Here is a 16,635-nt window from a genome sequence, read left to right on the forward strand (position 1 = left end):
TAAAAATCCCGCTGAACAGCAGGATTTTTGTTTTGTGGTACGAATTATTTTTTTAGTGGTGAAAAGTGGGGAGTTGTGGTAACTTAGAGGTAGAAAGTGGGAGAGGTGGAGGAAGCCATGTTTATGGGGGAATATCAGCATACTGTTGATGAAAAAGGCAGAATGATCATTCCCGCTAAGTTTCGTGAAGAACTTGGTGAAACCTTCGTCCTCACTCGCGGGTTAGATAAATGCATCTTCGGCTACCCAATGACAGAATGGGAAGTTCTTGAAGAGAAGATGAAGACACTCCCTTTTACAAAGAAAGATGCTCGTGCTTTTACCCGATTCTTTTTCTCAGGTGCAACTGAATGCCAACTGGATAAACAGGGCAGGGTAAATATTGCCGGAACATTACGCCAGTATGCAGGGCTTGAGAAAGAATGCGTTGTGATTGGTGTTTCAAATCGATTAGAAATTTGGGACAAAGCCGTTTGGGAAGAGTACTTCAATGCATCAGAAGAGTCTTTCTCTGAAATCGCGGAAAGTATGATGGATTTCGATTTGTAGAAGGTCAATATGGAATGAAGGTTAAGGTGTAGCTATGTTTGAACACATTACAGTATTAAAAGAAGAAGCAGTGAACGCACTAAATATTAAAGAAGATGGCATTTATGTTGACTGTACGCTTGGCGGCGGCGGTCATTCAAAAGCAATCCTGGATAAGCTTACCACAGGACACCTCTATGCTTTTGATCAGGATCAATGGGCAATAGATAACGCCAAAACAACACTTGCAGGCTATGAGGACAAGCTGACAGTTATTGAACGAAACTTTAGCTTCATCAAAGAAGCCCTCTCTGAACTTGGTGTTGATGGCGTTGATGGCATTTTATTCGACCTTGGTGTTTCCTCTCCGCAGCTTGATAAAGGTGAGCGGGGGTTTAGTTATCAGCATGATGCTCAGCTCGATATGAGAATGGACCAATCTTCCAGTTTATCGGCGTATGAAGTGGTGAATGAATGGCAGTATGAGCGCCTCGTCTCGATTTTTTTCAAATTTGGTGAAGAAAAGTTTTCAAAACAAATCGCTCGCAAAATTGAAAAAGCAAGAGACTTAAAACCGATTGAAACCACATTTGAACTCGTTGATATTATTAAGGACGCTATTCCAGCACCTGCGAGAAGGAAGGGAGGGCATCCCGCCAAAAGAATTTTTCAGGCTATTCGAATAGCAGTGAATGATGAGCTTAAAGTATTTGAAGAGGCTCTTAAAGATGGGATGTCTATTTTGAACTCTGGTGGCAGAATGAGTGTGATCACGTTCCATTCTCTTGAAGATCGTATTTGCAAAACGACTATGAAGGAAGCGGCTTCTGGTCCAGAACTTCCGCCTGGAATGCCGATTATTCCAGATGCCTACCAGCCTGATATCAAGCTTGTAACAAGAAAGCCGATTCTTCCGTCAGAAGAAGAACAAGAAGCAAACAGACGCGCACGATCCGCAAAGCTTCGTGTAGCAGAGAAAGTGTAAAGATAAAAATATAAAGAGGTGCAAGGGGGAAAATGATGAGTAACCTGGCGTATAAGTATCAGCAGCAGCAAACGCAAAAAAAACAAGTTGAAACAAAACAGCAAGCTGTCCATGTGGAACGTGGACGAATCACTAAAGGAGAGAAGTTGCTCTGGATGATGCTTGTACTAACGTTCGTGGCGGCGTCGATCTTTATGGTTTCTAACTACGCTAAGATTTATAATTTGAATACTGGACTGCAGCAAGCGGAAGCAGACCAACGTGCTCAAGTGAAACAGAATGAAGAGCTTCAGGTTAAAGTGACAGAATTAAGTGCGCCTGGTCGAATTGTGAACATTGCCGAAGAAAAATTAGGCATGGAACTGAATGATCAAAATGTAGAAGTGATCAACAAAGGATCATAATTTCGGAGGTTTGCACTGTCATGAAAGAAACAAACAAGAACTCACATATTAATGTTGGAGCAGCGATTTTAATGTCACTATTTGTCCTGCTCTTTTTTGCTTTTATTGGACGGTTTTTCTACATCGAGTGGACACAGGCGGTATCAGGTTCAGACGGTGAAAAAGTGGACTTAATGGAGCTTGGAAAAGATAAGTGGACTAGAAGCAAAATCCTCGAAGCGGATCGCGGTACGATCTTTGACCGAACAGGTGAGAATGCTCTAGCTACCGATATTCCTTCCTTTACGCTAAGAGCGATTTTGGATAAAGAATATGAGGACCATGTAGAAGACATCGATAAAACAGCTGCTGCGCTTGCACCTATTATCGAGATGGAAGAATCTGATGTAAAAGAAATTTTATCAAGAGACGATCCTTTTCAAGTAGAATTTGGTGCATCGGGTAAAGATTTAAGCTTAACTCAAAAAGAAAAAATAGAAGAAATGGATTTACCAGGAGTTGGATTCATCCCAACGAAAACAAGACTCTATCCGAACGAAGAGTTTGCTTCACATCTTCTTGGTTTTACAAATGAAAACGAAGATGGCGTGCAGGAAGGTCTACTAGGATTAGAAAAGAAATTGAATAAATATCTCGTGCCGCAGGAAGGGAAAGAAACGTATCAAAGTGATCGTGAAGGATTCAGACTTCCTTATGGTAACGAGAATATCACCCCTTCCAAAAGTGGAAACGATGTTTATTTAACAATTGATCAAAAAATCCAAGTGTTAATGGAAAATGCTTTGAACGAGGCACAGGAGAAATTCAACCCTGAACGAATGACGGCGATTGTTGCAGATCCAGATACAGGTAAAATCCTAGCGATGGGCAATCGTCCAACGTTTGATCCAAACTTAAGAAACGTTTCTAATTACACGAATATGGCTCTTACGGCATTTGAGCCAGGTTCGACTATGAAAATTTTCACTGTGGCATCAGCCATTGAAGAAGGTGTATACAATGGAGACGAGCTCTTCCAGTCAGGTCAATATTCAGTGCCTGGTGGTCGAGTGAGTGATCATAATGGTGGTGAAGGATGGGGTGCAATTAGTTTTGATGAAGGTATTCGACAATCCTCTAACGTTGCAGCTTCTATCCTTGTTAAAGAAAAGCTAGGCTATGAGAAGTATAAGGGTTACTTAACTAAATTCGGATTGGATTCGAAAACAGGTATTGATCTCCCGGGGGAGTCTTCTTCAAGAATTACTTATGGCGGAGAGCTTGAACGAATTACGACTGGATTTGGACAAGGATCTACGATAACGCCAATCCAGCAAGTACAAGCTATAACTGCAATAGCTAACGGCGGTAAGATGATGAAGCCATATGTCATAGAAAAAATAGTTGATCCTGAATCAAACGAAGTGAAGCTGAATCACGAACCTGAAGTAGCTGGAGAACCTATTTCTAAAGACACTGCTAAACAAACGCGAGATCTTTTACGTACGGTAGTGACGGATGGCACAGGTACCCCATATAACATTGAAGGTTACGAGATTGCTGGTAAAACCGGTACAGCTCAAATTTCACAAGGTTCAAAGGGCTATATGAGTGGATATGGAAATAACATCTTTTCGTTTATAGGTATGGCACCTGCAGATGATCCGGAATTAGTAGTCTATGTTGCTGTTGACCGCCCACAGCTTGAATATCCTGAACTTGGAAGTGACCCTGTTTCTCTTATCTTTAACACGGTTATGAAAAATAGTCTTCAATATTTAAATATTGATCCGATGGAAAAGAAAGAAGAAACGTCCAAAGAAAGCTCAAAGAAAGAGAGCGGTCAGGTATTAACAGAAGTGACGGGCATGAATGCAGACGAAGCGAAGAAAGAACTTGAAGCGAAAGGCTTATCGGTTACAGTACTTGGTGATGGAGAGGTCACAGGTCAATCTCCTCATGCAGGTACGAAAATACTCGATAATGAACGAATTATTTTGCGGGCAGAAGGTAGTGCGAAAATGCCTGATATTACTGGGTGGTCTCTAGCTGACGTTATGAAGTTAGTCGAGCTAATGGACCTTAAACCGAACGTCATGGGAGCTGGATATGTTACGAAGCAAGGGATTAATAAAGGAAGTAATATCAAAAAAGACGATTATCTAGTCGTTGAGCTGAAGTCTCCTTCTTCTGAAGAAGAACCAGAACAAACGGAAGCTGAGGAAGATGCTGAGCCAATTACAGACTAGCAGGTCTATCTAAACCGTGTTGAACATATAGTGGAACGAGCATAATCAGGGAGGATGAGTTTATGCGCGTTTCCACTGTTACTGTTCGAAGGAGACTTGTGATGGCGCTTGTCATCGGTCTATTTGTATTTGCGGTTGTCGTCGTGAGGCTTGGTTATGTGCAGCTTGTGATGGGAAATTGGCTAAGCGAGAAAGCGAAAGATTCTTGGAGTCGAAATATTCCGTTTGAACCGAGTCGAGGCGAAATCTTGGATCGTAACGGAGTGCCTCTTGCAACGAATATTAGTGCCCCTTCTGTACTAATCGTTCCAAGACAGCTTCAAAATCCTGCGGCTACTGCTGAAGCTCTTGCTGCTTCCCTTAATACGAGTAAAGAAAAGGTTTATGAAACGATCACCCAGAATCAATCAATGGTTTGGATTCGTCCTGAAGGTAAGAAAATGTCGAATGAAAAGGCAAATGAAATTCGGAAATTGAATCTTTCAGGTGTTTACATTGCTGAAGATAACAAACGTCACTATCCAAACGGCGACTTTCTAGCTCACGTGCTAGGGTTCAGTGGTATTGATAATCAAGGTTTGACAGGTATTGAGCTCTATTATGATGAAGAGTTAAGCGGTGAAAAAGGACAGGTTGAGTATTATGCAGATGCGAAAGGTAAGCGGATGCCTTCTCTTGCAGATGATTATACAGAACCTGTAGATGGGCTCGATCTACGCTTAACAATTGATTCAAAAATCCAGACAATTATGGAACGAGAGTTGGATATTGCGGAAGCTACCTACCATCCGGATGGAGCGGCAGCCATTGCAATGGATCCCAATACAGGTGAGATTCTCGGGATGACTTCAAGGCCGGATTTTAATCCAGAAGAATTTCAGCAAGTCTCTCCTGACGTCTGGAATCAAAATAAGCCTGTATGGAGTACGTATGAACCAGGATCAACATTTAAGATTATTACGCTAGCTGCTGCTCTTGAGGAAGGGGAAGTTGATCTTGAGAAAGATCATTTTCACGACCCTGGAAGCATTGAAGTGGCTGGAACAAAATTAAGATGTTGGAAAGCTGGAGGTCATGGAAGCCAAACGTTTTTAGAAGGTGTGCAAAATTCCTGTAACCCTGGTTTCGTTCTTCTCGGGGAGCGTCTGGGCAAAGAAAAGCTCTTTTCATATATTGATAAATTCGGCTTCGGTGACAAAACCGGCATTGACCTACAAGGTGAAGCAAGTGGAATATTATTTGATGTTGATAATGTCGGTCCACTAGAGCTTGCAACAACCGCCTTTGGTCAGGGTGTATCCGTTACGCCTATTCAGCAGGTGACAGCTGTTTCAGCTGCTGTGAACGGAGGGACCCTCTATGAACCATACATTGCAAAAGAATGGTTAGATCCTGAGACGGGAGCAGTTGTAAGTAAAAACTCGCCAACTGCGAAAAGACAAGTCATTTCAAAAGAAACATCAGAAGAAGTAAGGCATGCGCTTGAGACGGTCGTTGCGCTTGGAACTGGAAAAAACGCTTATGTAGATGGCTATAGGGTAGGTGGAAAGACAGGAACGGCTCAAAAAGCGAAAGACGGCGCTTATTTAAAAAATAATCATATCGTCTCTTTTATTGGTTTTGCTCCGGCGGATGATCCTCAAATTGTTGTCTATGTGGCGATTGATAATCCGAAAGATACGCTCCAATTTGGTGGAATCGTAGCCGCTCCAATTGTAGGTAATATTATCCAGGATAGTTTGACGGTTATGGGTGTGGAAAAAAGGGAAGACCAAATTGAGAAAGAAAAGACATGGCAGGATGAAGAGATGATTGAAATGCCGGATTTAGTAGGTTTATCTACTGAAGATATTCATAAAGCAATGTATAATTTGAAAATTGATTCAAGTGGTGAAGGGGATATCGTTGTGGCTCAGGCCCCTGAACCTGGAGTGAAATTACCGGCTGGGTCAGAAATTCGACTTTATATGGGTGACAAATAAGCGACCGGTGAGTACAATAAGTAGTGAACAAGCCAAGGCGTATGCTCTTGGCTTGTTTTCTGAAAATATGTCAGCGAACTAGAAAGGTTTGAAAGAGATGAAATTACAAGAACTTCTCCATGCATTACTTACATATAAGCAAGTTGGAAAAGGGAACCCGGAAATAGCAACGATTGAAAGTGATAGTCGAGCAGTTGAAGCTAATAGTTTATTCGTTTGTATCCCTGGTTACACAGTGGATGGACATGATTTTGCTGAGCAGGCTGTACAACAGGGAGCAGTTGCACTTATATCTGAAAAGGAGCTAGACGTTTCTGTTCCAGTTATTATTGTTAGAGATGCTCATCGTGCGCTTGCAGAGCTAGCTAATTATTTCTATCATAATCCAACGAAATCATTTTCTTTAATTGGTGTAACGGGAACGAATGGCAAAACGACCGTCTCTCATTTAATTGAGCAGATTCATCGTAATGAACAGCAAACGACAGGATTAATCGGCACTATTAATATGAAAATAGCAGATGAAGAATTCGAGACGAAAAACACCACACCTGAACCATTGCTACTTCAAAAGCAATTTGCCAAAATGCAGGAAAGCAATGTTCAAACGGCTGTTATGGAAGTTTCTTCTCACGCGTTAACATTAGGTCGCGTTAGAGGCTGTGATTATGATGTAGCGGTCTTTACGAATTTAACTCAAGATCATCTTGATTATCATGGAACAATGGAGGAATATCGTCAGGCAAAAGGTCTTCTTTTTTCACAGTTAGGTAATACATATGATACAGGGAGAAAAAAGGTAGCCGTTTTAAATGCGGATGATCAAGCGAGTGAGCAATATGAACAAATGACTTCAGCGCACATTTTAAAATATGGGATTGATAATAACGCTGATATTATGGCTAATAACATCTCGTTTTCCGCTAACGGGACAAGTTTCCACCTCGTTACTCCTGAAGAAGAACGAGATGTGAAACTAATGTTAACAGGCAAGTTCAGCGTCTACAATGCGCTTGCAGCTATTGCAGCTTGTCTTTCAAATGGATTATCACTTGATCGTATTTTAGAGAGTCTTGAACAAATTGCAGGTGTTCCGGGACGGTTTGAACTTGTTGATGAAGGACAAGAATTTCCCGTTATCGTTGACTATGCGCATACACCGGATAGCCTTGAGAATGTGCTGTTAACGGTTAAAGAGATGTCAAAAGGGAATGTATTTGCTGTTGTTGGCTGCGGGGGAGATCGAGATCGTACGAAACGACCGCTCATGGCAAAGATTGCGACAGAATTAGCAGATACAGCGGTTCTTACTTCAGATAACCCGAGGAGTGAAGATCCTGAACAGATATTAGATGATATGGTGGAAGGTGTAAGTGGACATTATATCCGCATTACAGATCGAGCAGAAGCTATTCATCATGCTGTTACTCACGCTGTGGAAGGCGATGTTGTCCTTATTGCAGGTAAAGGACATGAAACTTATCAAATCATCGGGGATCAAGTGCTCGATTTTGATGATCGACAAATAGCACGTCAGGCAATAAAGGAGCGGAAGAGATGAACTTTTCATCTAAATTACTAAACAATATTAGTCAGGGACCAGTTGAACATGAACTGGTCTTTGAAGGTGTGGCGACGGATACGAGGAAAGACTGTACGAATAAATTATTTATTCCGATCGTTGGCGAAGTATTCGATGGTCATCGTTTCATTGATGCAGCCATTGCAAATGGGGCAACTGGAACGCTTTGGGATAAAAGTAAGCCATTTCCTCAAGATCTTGTTGGGAAGATAAATGTTTACGAAGTTGACGACACAACCGTTGGATTTCAGGAGCTTGCGAAGCAAGTTCTTAGAGAACAAAATCCATATGTTATCGGTGTAACCGGCAGTAATGGGAAAACAACAGTGAAAGATATGCTTGAAGCGGTTCTCAGTCCTAAATATAAAACGTATAAAACACAGGGCAACTTGAATAATCATTGGGGACTCCCGATGACAGTTCTTGCTATGCCTGAAGAAACAGATGTATTGATCCTTGAAATGGGGATGAGCGGAGCAGGTGAGATTTCCCTTCTTACCCAGATCGCTACACCGGATGTGGCGATCATTACGAACATTGGAGAGTCTCATTTACTTCAACTTGGCAGTCGAGAAAATATCGCCAAAGCGAAAATGGAAATAGCAGAGGGACTTAAGTCAAATGGTCATCTCGTGATTGATGGAGATGAGCCTCTTCTTGCTCCACTTCAGAAGAACGCGATTTCTTGCGGATACGATGAAACAAATGATCTTCAAGTTGATCAAGTAGTAAAGCTGGATAATGGGTATTCGTTTACGTTACTAAATGAAAAAGAGCCGTTCGAAATTGCATTATTAGGTAAACATAATATTAAGAACGCGCTCTACAGCATTGCTGCAGGAAGAAAACTTGGAATGACAGATGACCAAATTCGAAAAGCACTATCTTCCTTAACCCTTACTGGGATGAGACTTGAGAAGTTTAGGAGTTCAACCGGTGCATTAATTATTAATGATGCCTATAATGCCAGCCCAACATCCATGAAAGCTGCGGTTGAAACCCTTGCAGAATTGGAAGGATTTCATAAGAAAATCGCCATTCTTGGTGATATGTATGAGTTAGGTGATCGAGAAGAATCTCTCCACCGTAACATAGCAACGGCGATTCAACCGTCTATTACGGAAGTGATTACAGTTGGAGAAAAAGCAAAGTGGATTTATGATGGGATCGTGGAAGATGAAGCACAGCAAGTGCCTGCTGTTTCCTTTGACAATAAAGAAGATGCCGCATCATATCTATCGGGCCAACTTGATGATAAAACAGCCGTTTTGTTAAAAGCTTCAAGAGGGCTAGGGCTCGAAACCATCGTAAAGGCATTAGAGAATGAATCTTAAGGAGGCAGTACAGTGATTGAAAGATTATTAATTTTTAGCTTATTAACATCATTTATTATTGCGGTGCTAGTATCGCCCGTATTTATTCCATATTTAAGAAGGCTTAAATTTGGACAGAGCATCAGAGAAGAAGGACCTAAGTCACACCAAAAGAAATCTGGCACTCCGACAATGGGCGGACTGATCATTATTCTGTCTATTATTCTCGGGACTATTATTATCGCTCTTAAATATGATGAAATTTCAACCCAAATTTGGCTGCTTTTATTTGTAACAGTTGGATATGGACTGATTGGCTTTTTGGATGATTTTATTAAAGTCGTGAAAAAGCGTAACCTTGGATTAACATCAAAACAAAAACTATTAGGTCAGCTCCTAATTGCGATCCTTGTTTATTTTGGATTAAGAACCGTTGGATTTGATACAGCGATTCATGTTCCAGGGACAGAGTGGAGCTTTGACATTGGCATTGGATATGTCATCTTACTTTTTGTCATGCTAGTTGGCGCGTCAAACGCTGTCAATCTGACAGATGGACTGGACGGGCTTGTAGCAGGAACGTCGGCTATTGCCTTCGGTGCATTTGCCATTCTTGCGGCGTCAGTATACATGTATGATGTGGCTATTTTCTCCGTCAGTGTCGTTGGCGCAGTACTAGGATTTCTTGTTTTTAATGCTCACCCTGCGAAAGTATTTATGGGTGATACTGGATCACTTGCGCTTGGGGGAGCTCTTGCAGCTGTTGCCATTATGACGAAGCTTGAGCTTCTTCTCGTCATTATTGGTGGGGTGTTTGTCATTGAAACCCTATCCGTTATTATTCAGGTAACTTCATTTAAAACGACAGGTAAACGTGTGTTTAAGATGAGTCCTCTTCATCACCACTATGAGCTTTCTGGTTGGACGGAATGGCGTGTTGTCGCTACATTTTGGACAGTTGGTTTACTATGTGCAACGTTTGGAATCTATCTTGAGGTGTGGATGTAATGAAAAAAGTAAATTATGAAAATAAGTCTGTTCTTGTTTTAGGAATAGCGAAAAGTGGATTTGCGGCAGCGAAGCTCCTACGATCTCTTGGCGCTAACGTAAAGGTGAATGATCGCGAAGAAGTGAAAAACAATCCTAAAGCAATGGAACTTCAAGAATTAGGGTTCACCGTTGTAGGCGGTGGGCATCCTCTTGAACTTCTAGATGGCGTCGATTTAATTGTGAAGAATCCCGGGATTCCTTATGAAAATCCACTTTTAGCAGAAGCTCAAAAGAGAGAGATTCCAATTGTGACAGAAGTTGAAATCGCAGGTGAAATATCAGAAGCTCCGTTTGTTGCCATAACAGGTTCGAACGGGAAAACAACGACAACTACTCTGATTGGACAATTATTAAGAGATACAGAGTCTAATCCGATTGTGGCAGGCAATATTGGAACAGTTGTATGTGAGGTAGCTGCGGAAGCTACACCTAATCAAACGCTTGTGACAGAACTCTCTAGTTTTCAGCTTCAAGGAACAATGAACTTCCATCCTCATATTTCAGTACTTCTAAATATTTATGAGGCACACCTTGATTATCATGGAACTAAAGAGGCTTATGCCGCAGCTAAGGCTCGTTTGTTCCAAAATCAAACCGAGGAAGATTTTGCTGTTTATAATGCTGACGATGAACTTGTCACTGGTTTTGCTGAGGATTCTAATGCTTCACTCGTTCCTTTTTCAGCCACAAAAAAACTAGATTCAGGCGTATGTATTGATGAAGAGTGGATCGTGTTTAAAGAGGAAAAAGTGATTAAGATTGAAGATCTATCAATGAAGCAGAACGTGGAAAATACGCTTGCTGCTATAGCTGTAGCGAAGTTGTCAGGTGTTTCAAATGAAAAGATCCATCAAGAACTAACAAACTTTCACGGTGTGAAACATCGTCTACAGTTCGTAGGAGAAGTTAACGAACGAAAATTTTACAATGATTCTAAAGCAACGAATTCAATTGCTACTAAAAAAGCGCTTGATTCCTTCAAAAAGCCCGTGATTCTTCTCGCTGGAGGTCTTGATCGTGGGAACGGGTTTGACGATTTAATTCCGTATTTCCAAACAAAAGTGAAGCACTTAATTACGTTTGGTCAGACTGCCTCTAAATTAGAAAAAACAGCTTCATCAGCAGGACTGGATTCTGTGACAGTTGTCGATAATGTAGAGGAAGCTGTTACAACAGCTTATAATCTTTCCGAAGCGGAGGATGTCGTTCTTCTATCACCAGCTTGTGCAAGCTGGGATCAATTCAAAACGTTTGAAGAACGTGGAGACATCTTTATTGAGGCAATGCATAGACTCTAATGAGAGGTTGTCTTGCTTATCCGGTGAGTTCGGTTAGGTAAAATCGACAAAACGGAGTGTGGGTCTATTGCCGAAAACAAAATCAACGCCAGACCTGGTCTTTTTAACTGCAACACTAGTGCTGTTAGCAATTGGATTAATCATGGTTTACAGTGCCAGCGCTGTATGGGCCTCTTATAAATTTGACGATGCATTTTTCTTTGCAAAAAGACAGCTTCTTTTTGCGGGGGTAGGTGTTGTGGCCATGTTCTTCGTGATGAACGTTGAGTATTGGACATGGCGCACCTGGTCAAAAGTAGGCGTGCTCATCTGCTTCATTCTACTTGTTCTAGTCCTGATCCCAGGAGTTGGACTTGTTCGAGGGGGAGCGAGAAGCTGGCTTGGTGTTGGTGCGTTTTCAATCCAACCATCTGAATTTACAAAACTTGCAATGATTGCTTTTCTTGCTAAATATTTATCCGAAAATCAAAAACGCATTACGTCATTCAAAAAAGGACTAGTGCCGTCGCTTGGTATTGTGTTCATAGCTTTCGGTATGATTATGCTCCAACCGGATCTTGGAACTGGAGCGGTTATGGTTGGTACGTGCGTTGTAATGATTTTTATCTCGGGGGCAAGAATAGCCCACTTTGTTTGGCTTGGTATGCTTGGTTTAGCCGGCTTTGCCGTCCTGATTTTATCAGCGCCCTATCGGATTGCGCGAATCACCTCCTACCTTGATCCGTGGAGTGACCCACTCGGTAGTGGTTTTCAAATCATTCAATCGCTGTATGCCATTGGCCCGGGTGGCCTGATGGGGCTTGGGCTCGGCCAAAGTAGACAGAAATTTTATTATTTACCTGAACCGCAAACAGACTTTATCTTTGCAATTTTATCTGAAGAACTCGGATTTATCGGTGGAAGCTTTGTGATTCTATTATTTTCGCTTCTTCTGTGGCGAGGGATTCGAATTGCACTAAGAGCGCCTGATTTGTTTGGTAGTCTTCTTGCTGTTGGTATCATCGGCATGCTTGCGATTCAAGTAATGATCAATATTGGCGTTGTAACTGGCCTAATGCCTGTAACCGGGATTACCCTTCCTTTCCTTAGCTACGGGGGCTCTTCCTTAACGCTCATGCTTGTAGCAATGGGAGTGTTACTCAATATCAGTCGATACGCAAAATTTTAAGCAGATTATGAAAGAGCGCTCACTAGTGAGCGCTCTTTTTCTATTATTTTCATGATTGATTCAAATTACGAGGGAACCCTTTTCATTTACCTATTTATTATATCGCTTTGTTAGCTTATACTAGTGATTCTTAAGTATTGGCTCATTCTATTTGTCAGCACAGAGCTGAAATAAACAATGTAAAGTAATATAGCTTATTATTAAGAACAATTCTCTGGGATGAATTTCCTTCTAGAGGCTAATAACACCTTAACTTATGCTATAATGATTGAAATGAGGACAAACAGCTGGGTCATGCCGTTCGGTTGCCATGATAAGCGTTAGTAACATCGTAAGTATAGACAGAAGTTCATTTACCGGAGACGGAGGCAAGACAATGGAAGATCGCAAAGTTGTAACAATTGAAGATCGGATTCCCACGTTGAAAGCACAGCGTAAGCAGCGCGCTAACAGAAGATTAATCGTCTATTTATCAATCTTCTTCTTTCTCATTTTGCTGATCATTTACTTCCAATCTTCCTTAAGTCACATTCGGAACGTTGAGGTTTCTGGCAATAATTATGTTTCAGAAAAAGAAATTATTAAGTTAAGTGAGCTTAATAATAGCGTGAGTTTTTGGAATTTAAATGCTAAAAATGTAGAAGAAAAGGTAGAAAAATCAAAAGAAATTAAAGAAGTAACTGTGACTAGACAGTTTCCTGCAACTGCTAAAGTGGATATTGTGGAGAATGCTCGAGTCGCGTATTTAAAAAAGGGAAGTGAATATTTCCCGATTTTGCAATCAGGTGCTATTCTTGATGCACTCCCTAAAGGTGAAACGCCAGTGAGCGCTCCTATTTTGATGCAATGGAACGAAAGTACAGAGCTATCAGAAATGGCAGGCGAGCTCAGGAAAGTAGAATTAAGTATTATTAATCGTATTTCTGAGATTCATTATACGCCGAATGGGGATAAAGCTTTTAACTTAACTCTCTATATGACAGACGGATATGAAGTGAAAACAAGCATTAGCGATTTTTCTGAGAAGGTGAATAGCTACCCGTTAATAGTTGAGAAGCTTAAAGATAAAGCCAAAGGTATTCTTTATCTAAATGAAGGTAGTTGGCTTGAGCCTTATGAGGACGTTTCAACTGAAGAAGAGGAAAAGAAAGAGTCTTGACGATAAAATGCATAGATAATCCCTGTTCTAATGGACAGGGAATGCTCTTTGTTCACGAAGGTTTATGAGCAGGGCAATTTATGTTTAATAACTCATTTTCATGTAAAAATGAAAGAAAACAGCAAAATTCTTTCCAATCACGAAAACAGTGACTTTTCTACTGCTTTCACATGGTGTAGACTAATACTTATGCACTGCTTTGTACATCTCTTCATTAAAAAAGAAATGAACCGAAGAGAGTAGGGGAGTGTTACCCAAAAAAATAAGAGGAAATCTCGTATAAAAGAAGGGAAATAAACGGATTTGTGGAATAGAGTCCTTATATCACATTCTTCCCGGGACTTCATGAAGCGAGCCTTGAGGAAGTTTAATTCAAGAGATTATTGTGTATATAAAGGTGTTGGACATTTTTTCAACCCTATTATAGAGAAACTATTAATACCTGAACATGGTAGCATTTTGAAGGAGGTGCCAGGAGAATGAACAGCAATGAGATTTATGTGAGTCTAGACATCGGTACATCCAATGTGAAAGTAATCATTGGCCAGATGACGAACGATTCTTTAAATATTCTTGGAGTCGGCAGCGCGCCTTCTGATGGAATTCGTAAGGGATCGATTGTGGATATAGATGAAACTGTTCGTTCAATTAAGCAGGCAGTAGAAAACGCAGAAAGAATGGTAGGTTTATCGGTTCGTTCTGTGATTGTGGGGATTAACGGCAATCACGTACAGTTACAACCCTGTCATGGGGTAGTGGCTGTATCGAGTGAGGATCGTGAAATTCATGATGAAGATATTGCTAGAGTAATTGACGCAGCACAGGTTGTTTCTATCCCTCCTGAGCGAGAAATTATTGATGTGATTCCAGGACAGTTCGTAGTTGATGGACTGGACGGCATTACAGATCCACGTGGAATGATTGGTGTTCGCCTTGAAATGGAAGGAACAATCATTACAGGTTCAAAAACAGTATTACATAATTTACTAAGATGCGTTGAAAAAGCGGGTCTTGAAATTGCTGATATTTGTCTACAACCGCTAGCGTGTGGGTCAATGGCTTTATCAAAAGATGAGCGTAATTTAGGTGTAGCACTAGTTAACATGGGCGCTGGATCTACTACGATTTCTATCTTTGAAGAAGGCTCACTGAAAGCCACTTCTGTACTTCAAATCGGTGGCGATCACGTAACCAAAGATATTTCGATTGGTCTTAGAACAACGACTGAAGAAGCTGAGCGAATTAAGATTAAGCACGGCAATGCTTTCGTTGATCTTGCTTCAGAAGAGGAAGCTTTCACAGTATCGACAATAGGAAGTTCGGCTGAACAAGAATTTAATCAGTACGAATTGGCTCATATTATAGAACCTCGGATCGAAGAGATGTTAGAATTGATAGAAGACGAAATTAAGCGAATGGGAATTCGTGAATTGCCGGGCGGATTTGTTCTAACCGGTGGTATGGTCGGAATGGACGGAGTTCTTGAACTTGCTCGTGAAATTCTGCAGCACAATGTACGTGTTGCGGTCCCTGACTATATCGGCGTACGCGAACCGCAATACACAACTGGCATTGGTCTTATCCAGTTCACGTATAAAAACGTGAAGATTCAGGGGAAAGAAGTGGCAGCATCACTCAACCCTGAAGAAGAAGTGAAGCCCAAGCGTAGAACAAAAGCCGAACCTCAACCAGGTGAGAAATCTTCTTCACCAGGTATGAAAGAGAAAGTGAAGAATTTCTTTAATCTATTTGTTGAATAAAGGGCTATTACAAGATTAGGAGGACCTGAGATGTTAGAGTTTGATATGAATATGGAACAATTAGCACAGATAAAAGTAATCGGTGTCGGCGGAGGCGGAAGCAACGCTGTCAATCGTATGATCGAGAATGGTGTCCAAGGTGTTGAATTTATTGCTGTTAACACGGATGCACAGGCATTGAACCTTGCTAAAGCAGAAGTTAAAATGCAAATTGGTGGTAAATTAACAAGAGGTCTTGGTGCAGGAGCTAATCCGGAAATCGGAAAGAAAGCTGCTGAAGAAAGCAAAGAACAGATTCAGGAAGCGCTTAGCGGTGCTGATATGGTATTCGTTACCGCAGGAATGGGTGGCGGAACTGGAACAGGTGCTGCACCTGTCATTGCTGAAATTGCCAAAGAACTTGGTGCACTAACAGTAGGAGTTGTCACACGTCCATTTACCTTTGAAGGTAAGAAGCGTTCGACACAAGCCGTTACTGGGATTGCTATGCTTAAGGAAAAAGTCGATACGTTAATTGTTATCCCGAACGATCGTCTACTAGAAATCGTTGATAAAAACACTCCAATGCTTGAAGCGTTCCGTGAAGCGGATAACGTTCTTCGTCAAGGTGTTCAAGGGATATCAGATCTTATTGCAGTACCGGGTCTTATTAACCTTGACTTCGCAGATGTTAAAACCATTATGACTGAACGTGGTTCTGCATTAATGGGAATTGGTATTGCGACAGGGGAAAATCGCGCTTCTGAGGCTGCCAAAAAAGCTATTTCCAGTCCACTCCTAGAGACATCTATTGATGGTGCAAAAGGTGTGCTTATGAACATTACGGGCGGATCTAATTTGAGCCTGTACGAAGTAAATGAAGCAGCTGACATTGTTTCATCAGCTTCTGATGAGAATGTGAACATGATTTTCGGTTCTGTAATTAACGAAGATTTAAAGGACGAAATTCTTGTTACAGTGATCGCTACTGGCTTTGACGAGAACGAAAATAAGAAGAAGACGGTTCCACGTCCTTCTGCACAATCGAAGCAAAGCGCTCCGATACAACAGCAGAAGCATGAAGAGGAAGAAGTTCAGCCGGAGCCATCTAAATTCGGTACAAGAACGGAAGAGTCTAACGATACGCTAGATATCCCTACGTTCCTTCGTAACCGCAAACGTAATAGAAGATAACTCAG

At 41.3% G+C, this 16,635-nt stretch carries 13 protein-coding genes; all 13 read left to right on the forward strand.

Annotated elements, in window-relative coordinates; all coding sequences use genetic code 11:
• Positions 1-117 precede the first annotated feature (117 nt).
• Positions 118-549, forward strand: a complete 432-nt coding sequence (gene mraZ / locus AC0VYV_RS09470) for a division/cell wall cluster transcriptional repressor MraZ (protein WP_194222283.1) — start codon at positions 118-120, stop codon at positions 547-549.
• A gap of 34 nt (positions 550-583) precedes the next feature.
• A complete protein-coding gene (gene rsmH / locus AC0VYV_RS09475) occupies positions 584-1,513 on the forward strand; it encodes a 16S rRNA (cytosine(1402)-N(4))-methyltransferase RsmH (RefSeq protein ID WP_475368899.1) in 930 nt (309 codons plus the stop codon).
• A 35-nt stretch (positions 1,514-1,548) separates the two neighbouring features.
• Entirely contained in the window at positions 1,549-1,917 is a 369-nt protein-coding gene (gene ftsL / locus AC0VYV_RS09480) for a cell division protein FtsL (protein ID WP_404682299.1), read from the forward strand.
• A gap of 20 nt (positions 1,918-1,937) precedes the next feature.
• On the forward strand, positions 1,938-4,145 hold the full coding sequence (locus tag AC0VYV_RS09485; protein ID WP_475373709.1) for a penicillin-binding protein: 2,208 nt from the start codon (positions 1,938-1,940) through the stop codon (positions 4,143-4,145).
• A gap of 62 nt (positions 4,146-4,207) precedes the next feature.
• Entirely contained in the window at positions 4,208-6,127 is a 1,920-nt protein-coding gene (locus tag AC0VYV_RS09490; RefSeq protein WP_430247110.1) for a stage V sporulation protein D, read from the forward strand.
• A gap of 97 nt (positions 6,128-6,224) precedes the next feature.
• Positions 6,225-7,688, forward strand: coding sequence for a UDP-N-acetylmuramoyl-L-alanyl-D-glutamate--2,6-diaminopimelate ligase (locus AC0VYV_RS09495; RefSeq protein WP_430247109.1), 1,464 nt, complete (start codon positions 6,225-6,227; stop codon positions 7,686-7,688).
• Positions 7,685-9,043, forward strand: a complete 1,359-nt coding sequence (locus AC0VYV_RS09500; RefSeq protein WP_475368903.1) for a UDP-N-acetylmuramoyl-tripeptide--D-alanyl-D-alanine ligase — start codon at positions 7,685-7,687, stop codon at positions 9,041-9,043. The genes AC0VYV_RS09495 and AC0VYV_RS09500 overlap by 4 nt, the downstream gene beginning before the upstream one ends.
• Before the next feature lie 12 nt (positions 9,044-9,055).
• The gene (gene mraY / locus AC0VYV_RS09505) at positions 9,056-10,030 is read left to right on the forward strand and encodes a phospho-N-acetylmuramoyl-pentapeptide-transferase (RefSeq protein WP_194221340.1); all 975 of its coding nucleotides are present in this window, start codon (positions 9,056-9,058) and stop codon (positions 10,028-10,030) included.
• Positions 10,030-11,370: a UDP-N-acetylmuramoyl-L-alanine--D-glutamate ligase gene (gene murD, locus AC0VYV_RS09510; RefSeq protein WP_475368904.1), complete on the forward strand. Its 1,341-nt coding sequence runs from the start codon at positions 10,030-10,032 to the stop codon at positions 11,368-11,370. The genes mraY and murD overlap by 1 nt, the downstream gene beginning before the upstream one ends.
• Positions 11,371-11,437: 67 nt before the next feature.
• Positions 11,438-12,538, forward strand: a complete 1,101-nt coding sequence (gene spoVE / locus AC0VYV_RS09515) for a stage V sporulation protein E (protein WP_194221342.1) — start codon at positions 11,438-11,440, stop codon at positions 12,536-12,538.
• A 376-nt stretch (positions 12,539-12,914) separates the two neighbouring features.
• Entirely contained in the window at positions 12,915-13,697 is a 783-nt protein-coding gene (locus AC0VYV_RS09520) for a cell division protein FtsQ/DivIB (RefSeq protein WP_475368905.1), read from the forward strand.
• A 479-nt stretch (positions 13,698-14,176) separates the two neighbouring features.
• Positions 14,177-15,457, forward strand: a complete 1,281-nt coding sequence (gene ftsA, locus AC0VYV_RS09525) for a cell division protein FtsA (RefSeq protein WP_194221344.1) — start codon at positions 14,177-14,179, stop codon at positions 15,455-15,457.
• 30 nt (positions 15,458-15,487) lie between these two features.
• The gene (gene ftsZ / locus AC0VYV_RS09530) at positions 15,488-16,630 is read left to right on the forward strand and encodes a cell division protein FtsZ (protein ID WP_194221345.1); all 1,143 of its coding nucleotides are present in this window, start codon (positions 15,488-15,490) and stop codon (positions 16,628-16,630) included.
• Positions 16,631-16,635 lie beyond the last annotated feature (5 nt).

Source organism: Anaerobacillus sp. QJM3NY_17, from assembly GCF_056173665.1.

Coding starts and splice junctions, on each gene's coding strand:
- mraZ (WP_194222283.1), top strand. CDS start 118: ATGTTTATGGGGGAATATCAGCATACTGTTGATGAAAAAGGCAGAATG.
- rsmH (WP_475368899.1), top strand. CDS start 584: ATGTTTGAACACATTACAGTATTAAAAGAAGAAGCAGTGAACGCACTA.
- ftsL (WP_404682299.1), top strand. CDS start 1,549: ATGAGTAACCTGGCGTATAAGTATCAGCAGCAGCAAACGCAAAAAAAA.
- AC0VYV_RS09485 (WP_475373709.1), top strand. CDS start 1,938: ATGAAAGAAACAAACAAGAACTCACATATTAATGTTGGAGCAGCGATT.
- AC0VYV_RS09490 (WP_430247110.1), top strand. CDS start 4,208: ATGCGCGTTTCCACTGTTACTGTTCGAAGGAGACTTGTGATGGCGCTT.
- AC0VYV_RS09495 (WP_430247109.1), top strand. CDS start 6,225: ATGAAATTACAAGAACTTCTCCATGCATTACTTACATATAAGCAAGTT.
- AC0VYV_RS09500 (WP_475368903.1), top strand. CDS start 7,685: ATGAACTTTTCATCTAAATTACTAAACAATATTAGTCAGGGACCAGTT.
- murD (WP_475368904.1), top strand. CDS start 10,030: ATGAAAAAAGTAAATTATGAAAATAAGTCTGTTCTTGTTTTAGGAATA.
- AC0VYV_RS09520 (WP_475368905.1), top strand. CDS start 12,915: ATGGAAGATCGCAAAGTTGTAACAATTGAAGATCGGATTCCCACGTTG.
- ftsA (WP_194221344.1), top strand. CDS start 14,177: ATGAACAGCAATGAGATTTATGTGAGTCTAGACATCGGTACATCCAAT.
- ftsZ (WP_194221345.1), top strand. CDS start 15,488: ATGTTAGAGTTTGATATGAATATGGAACAATTAGCACAGATAAAAGTA.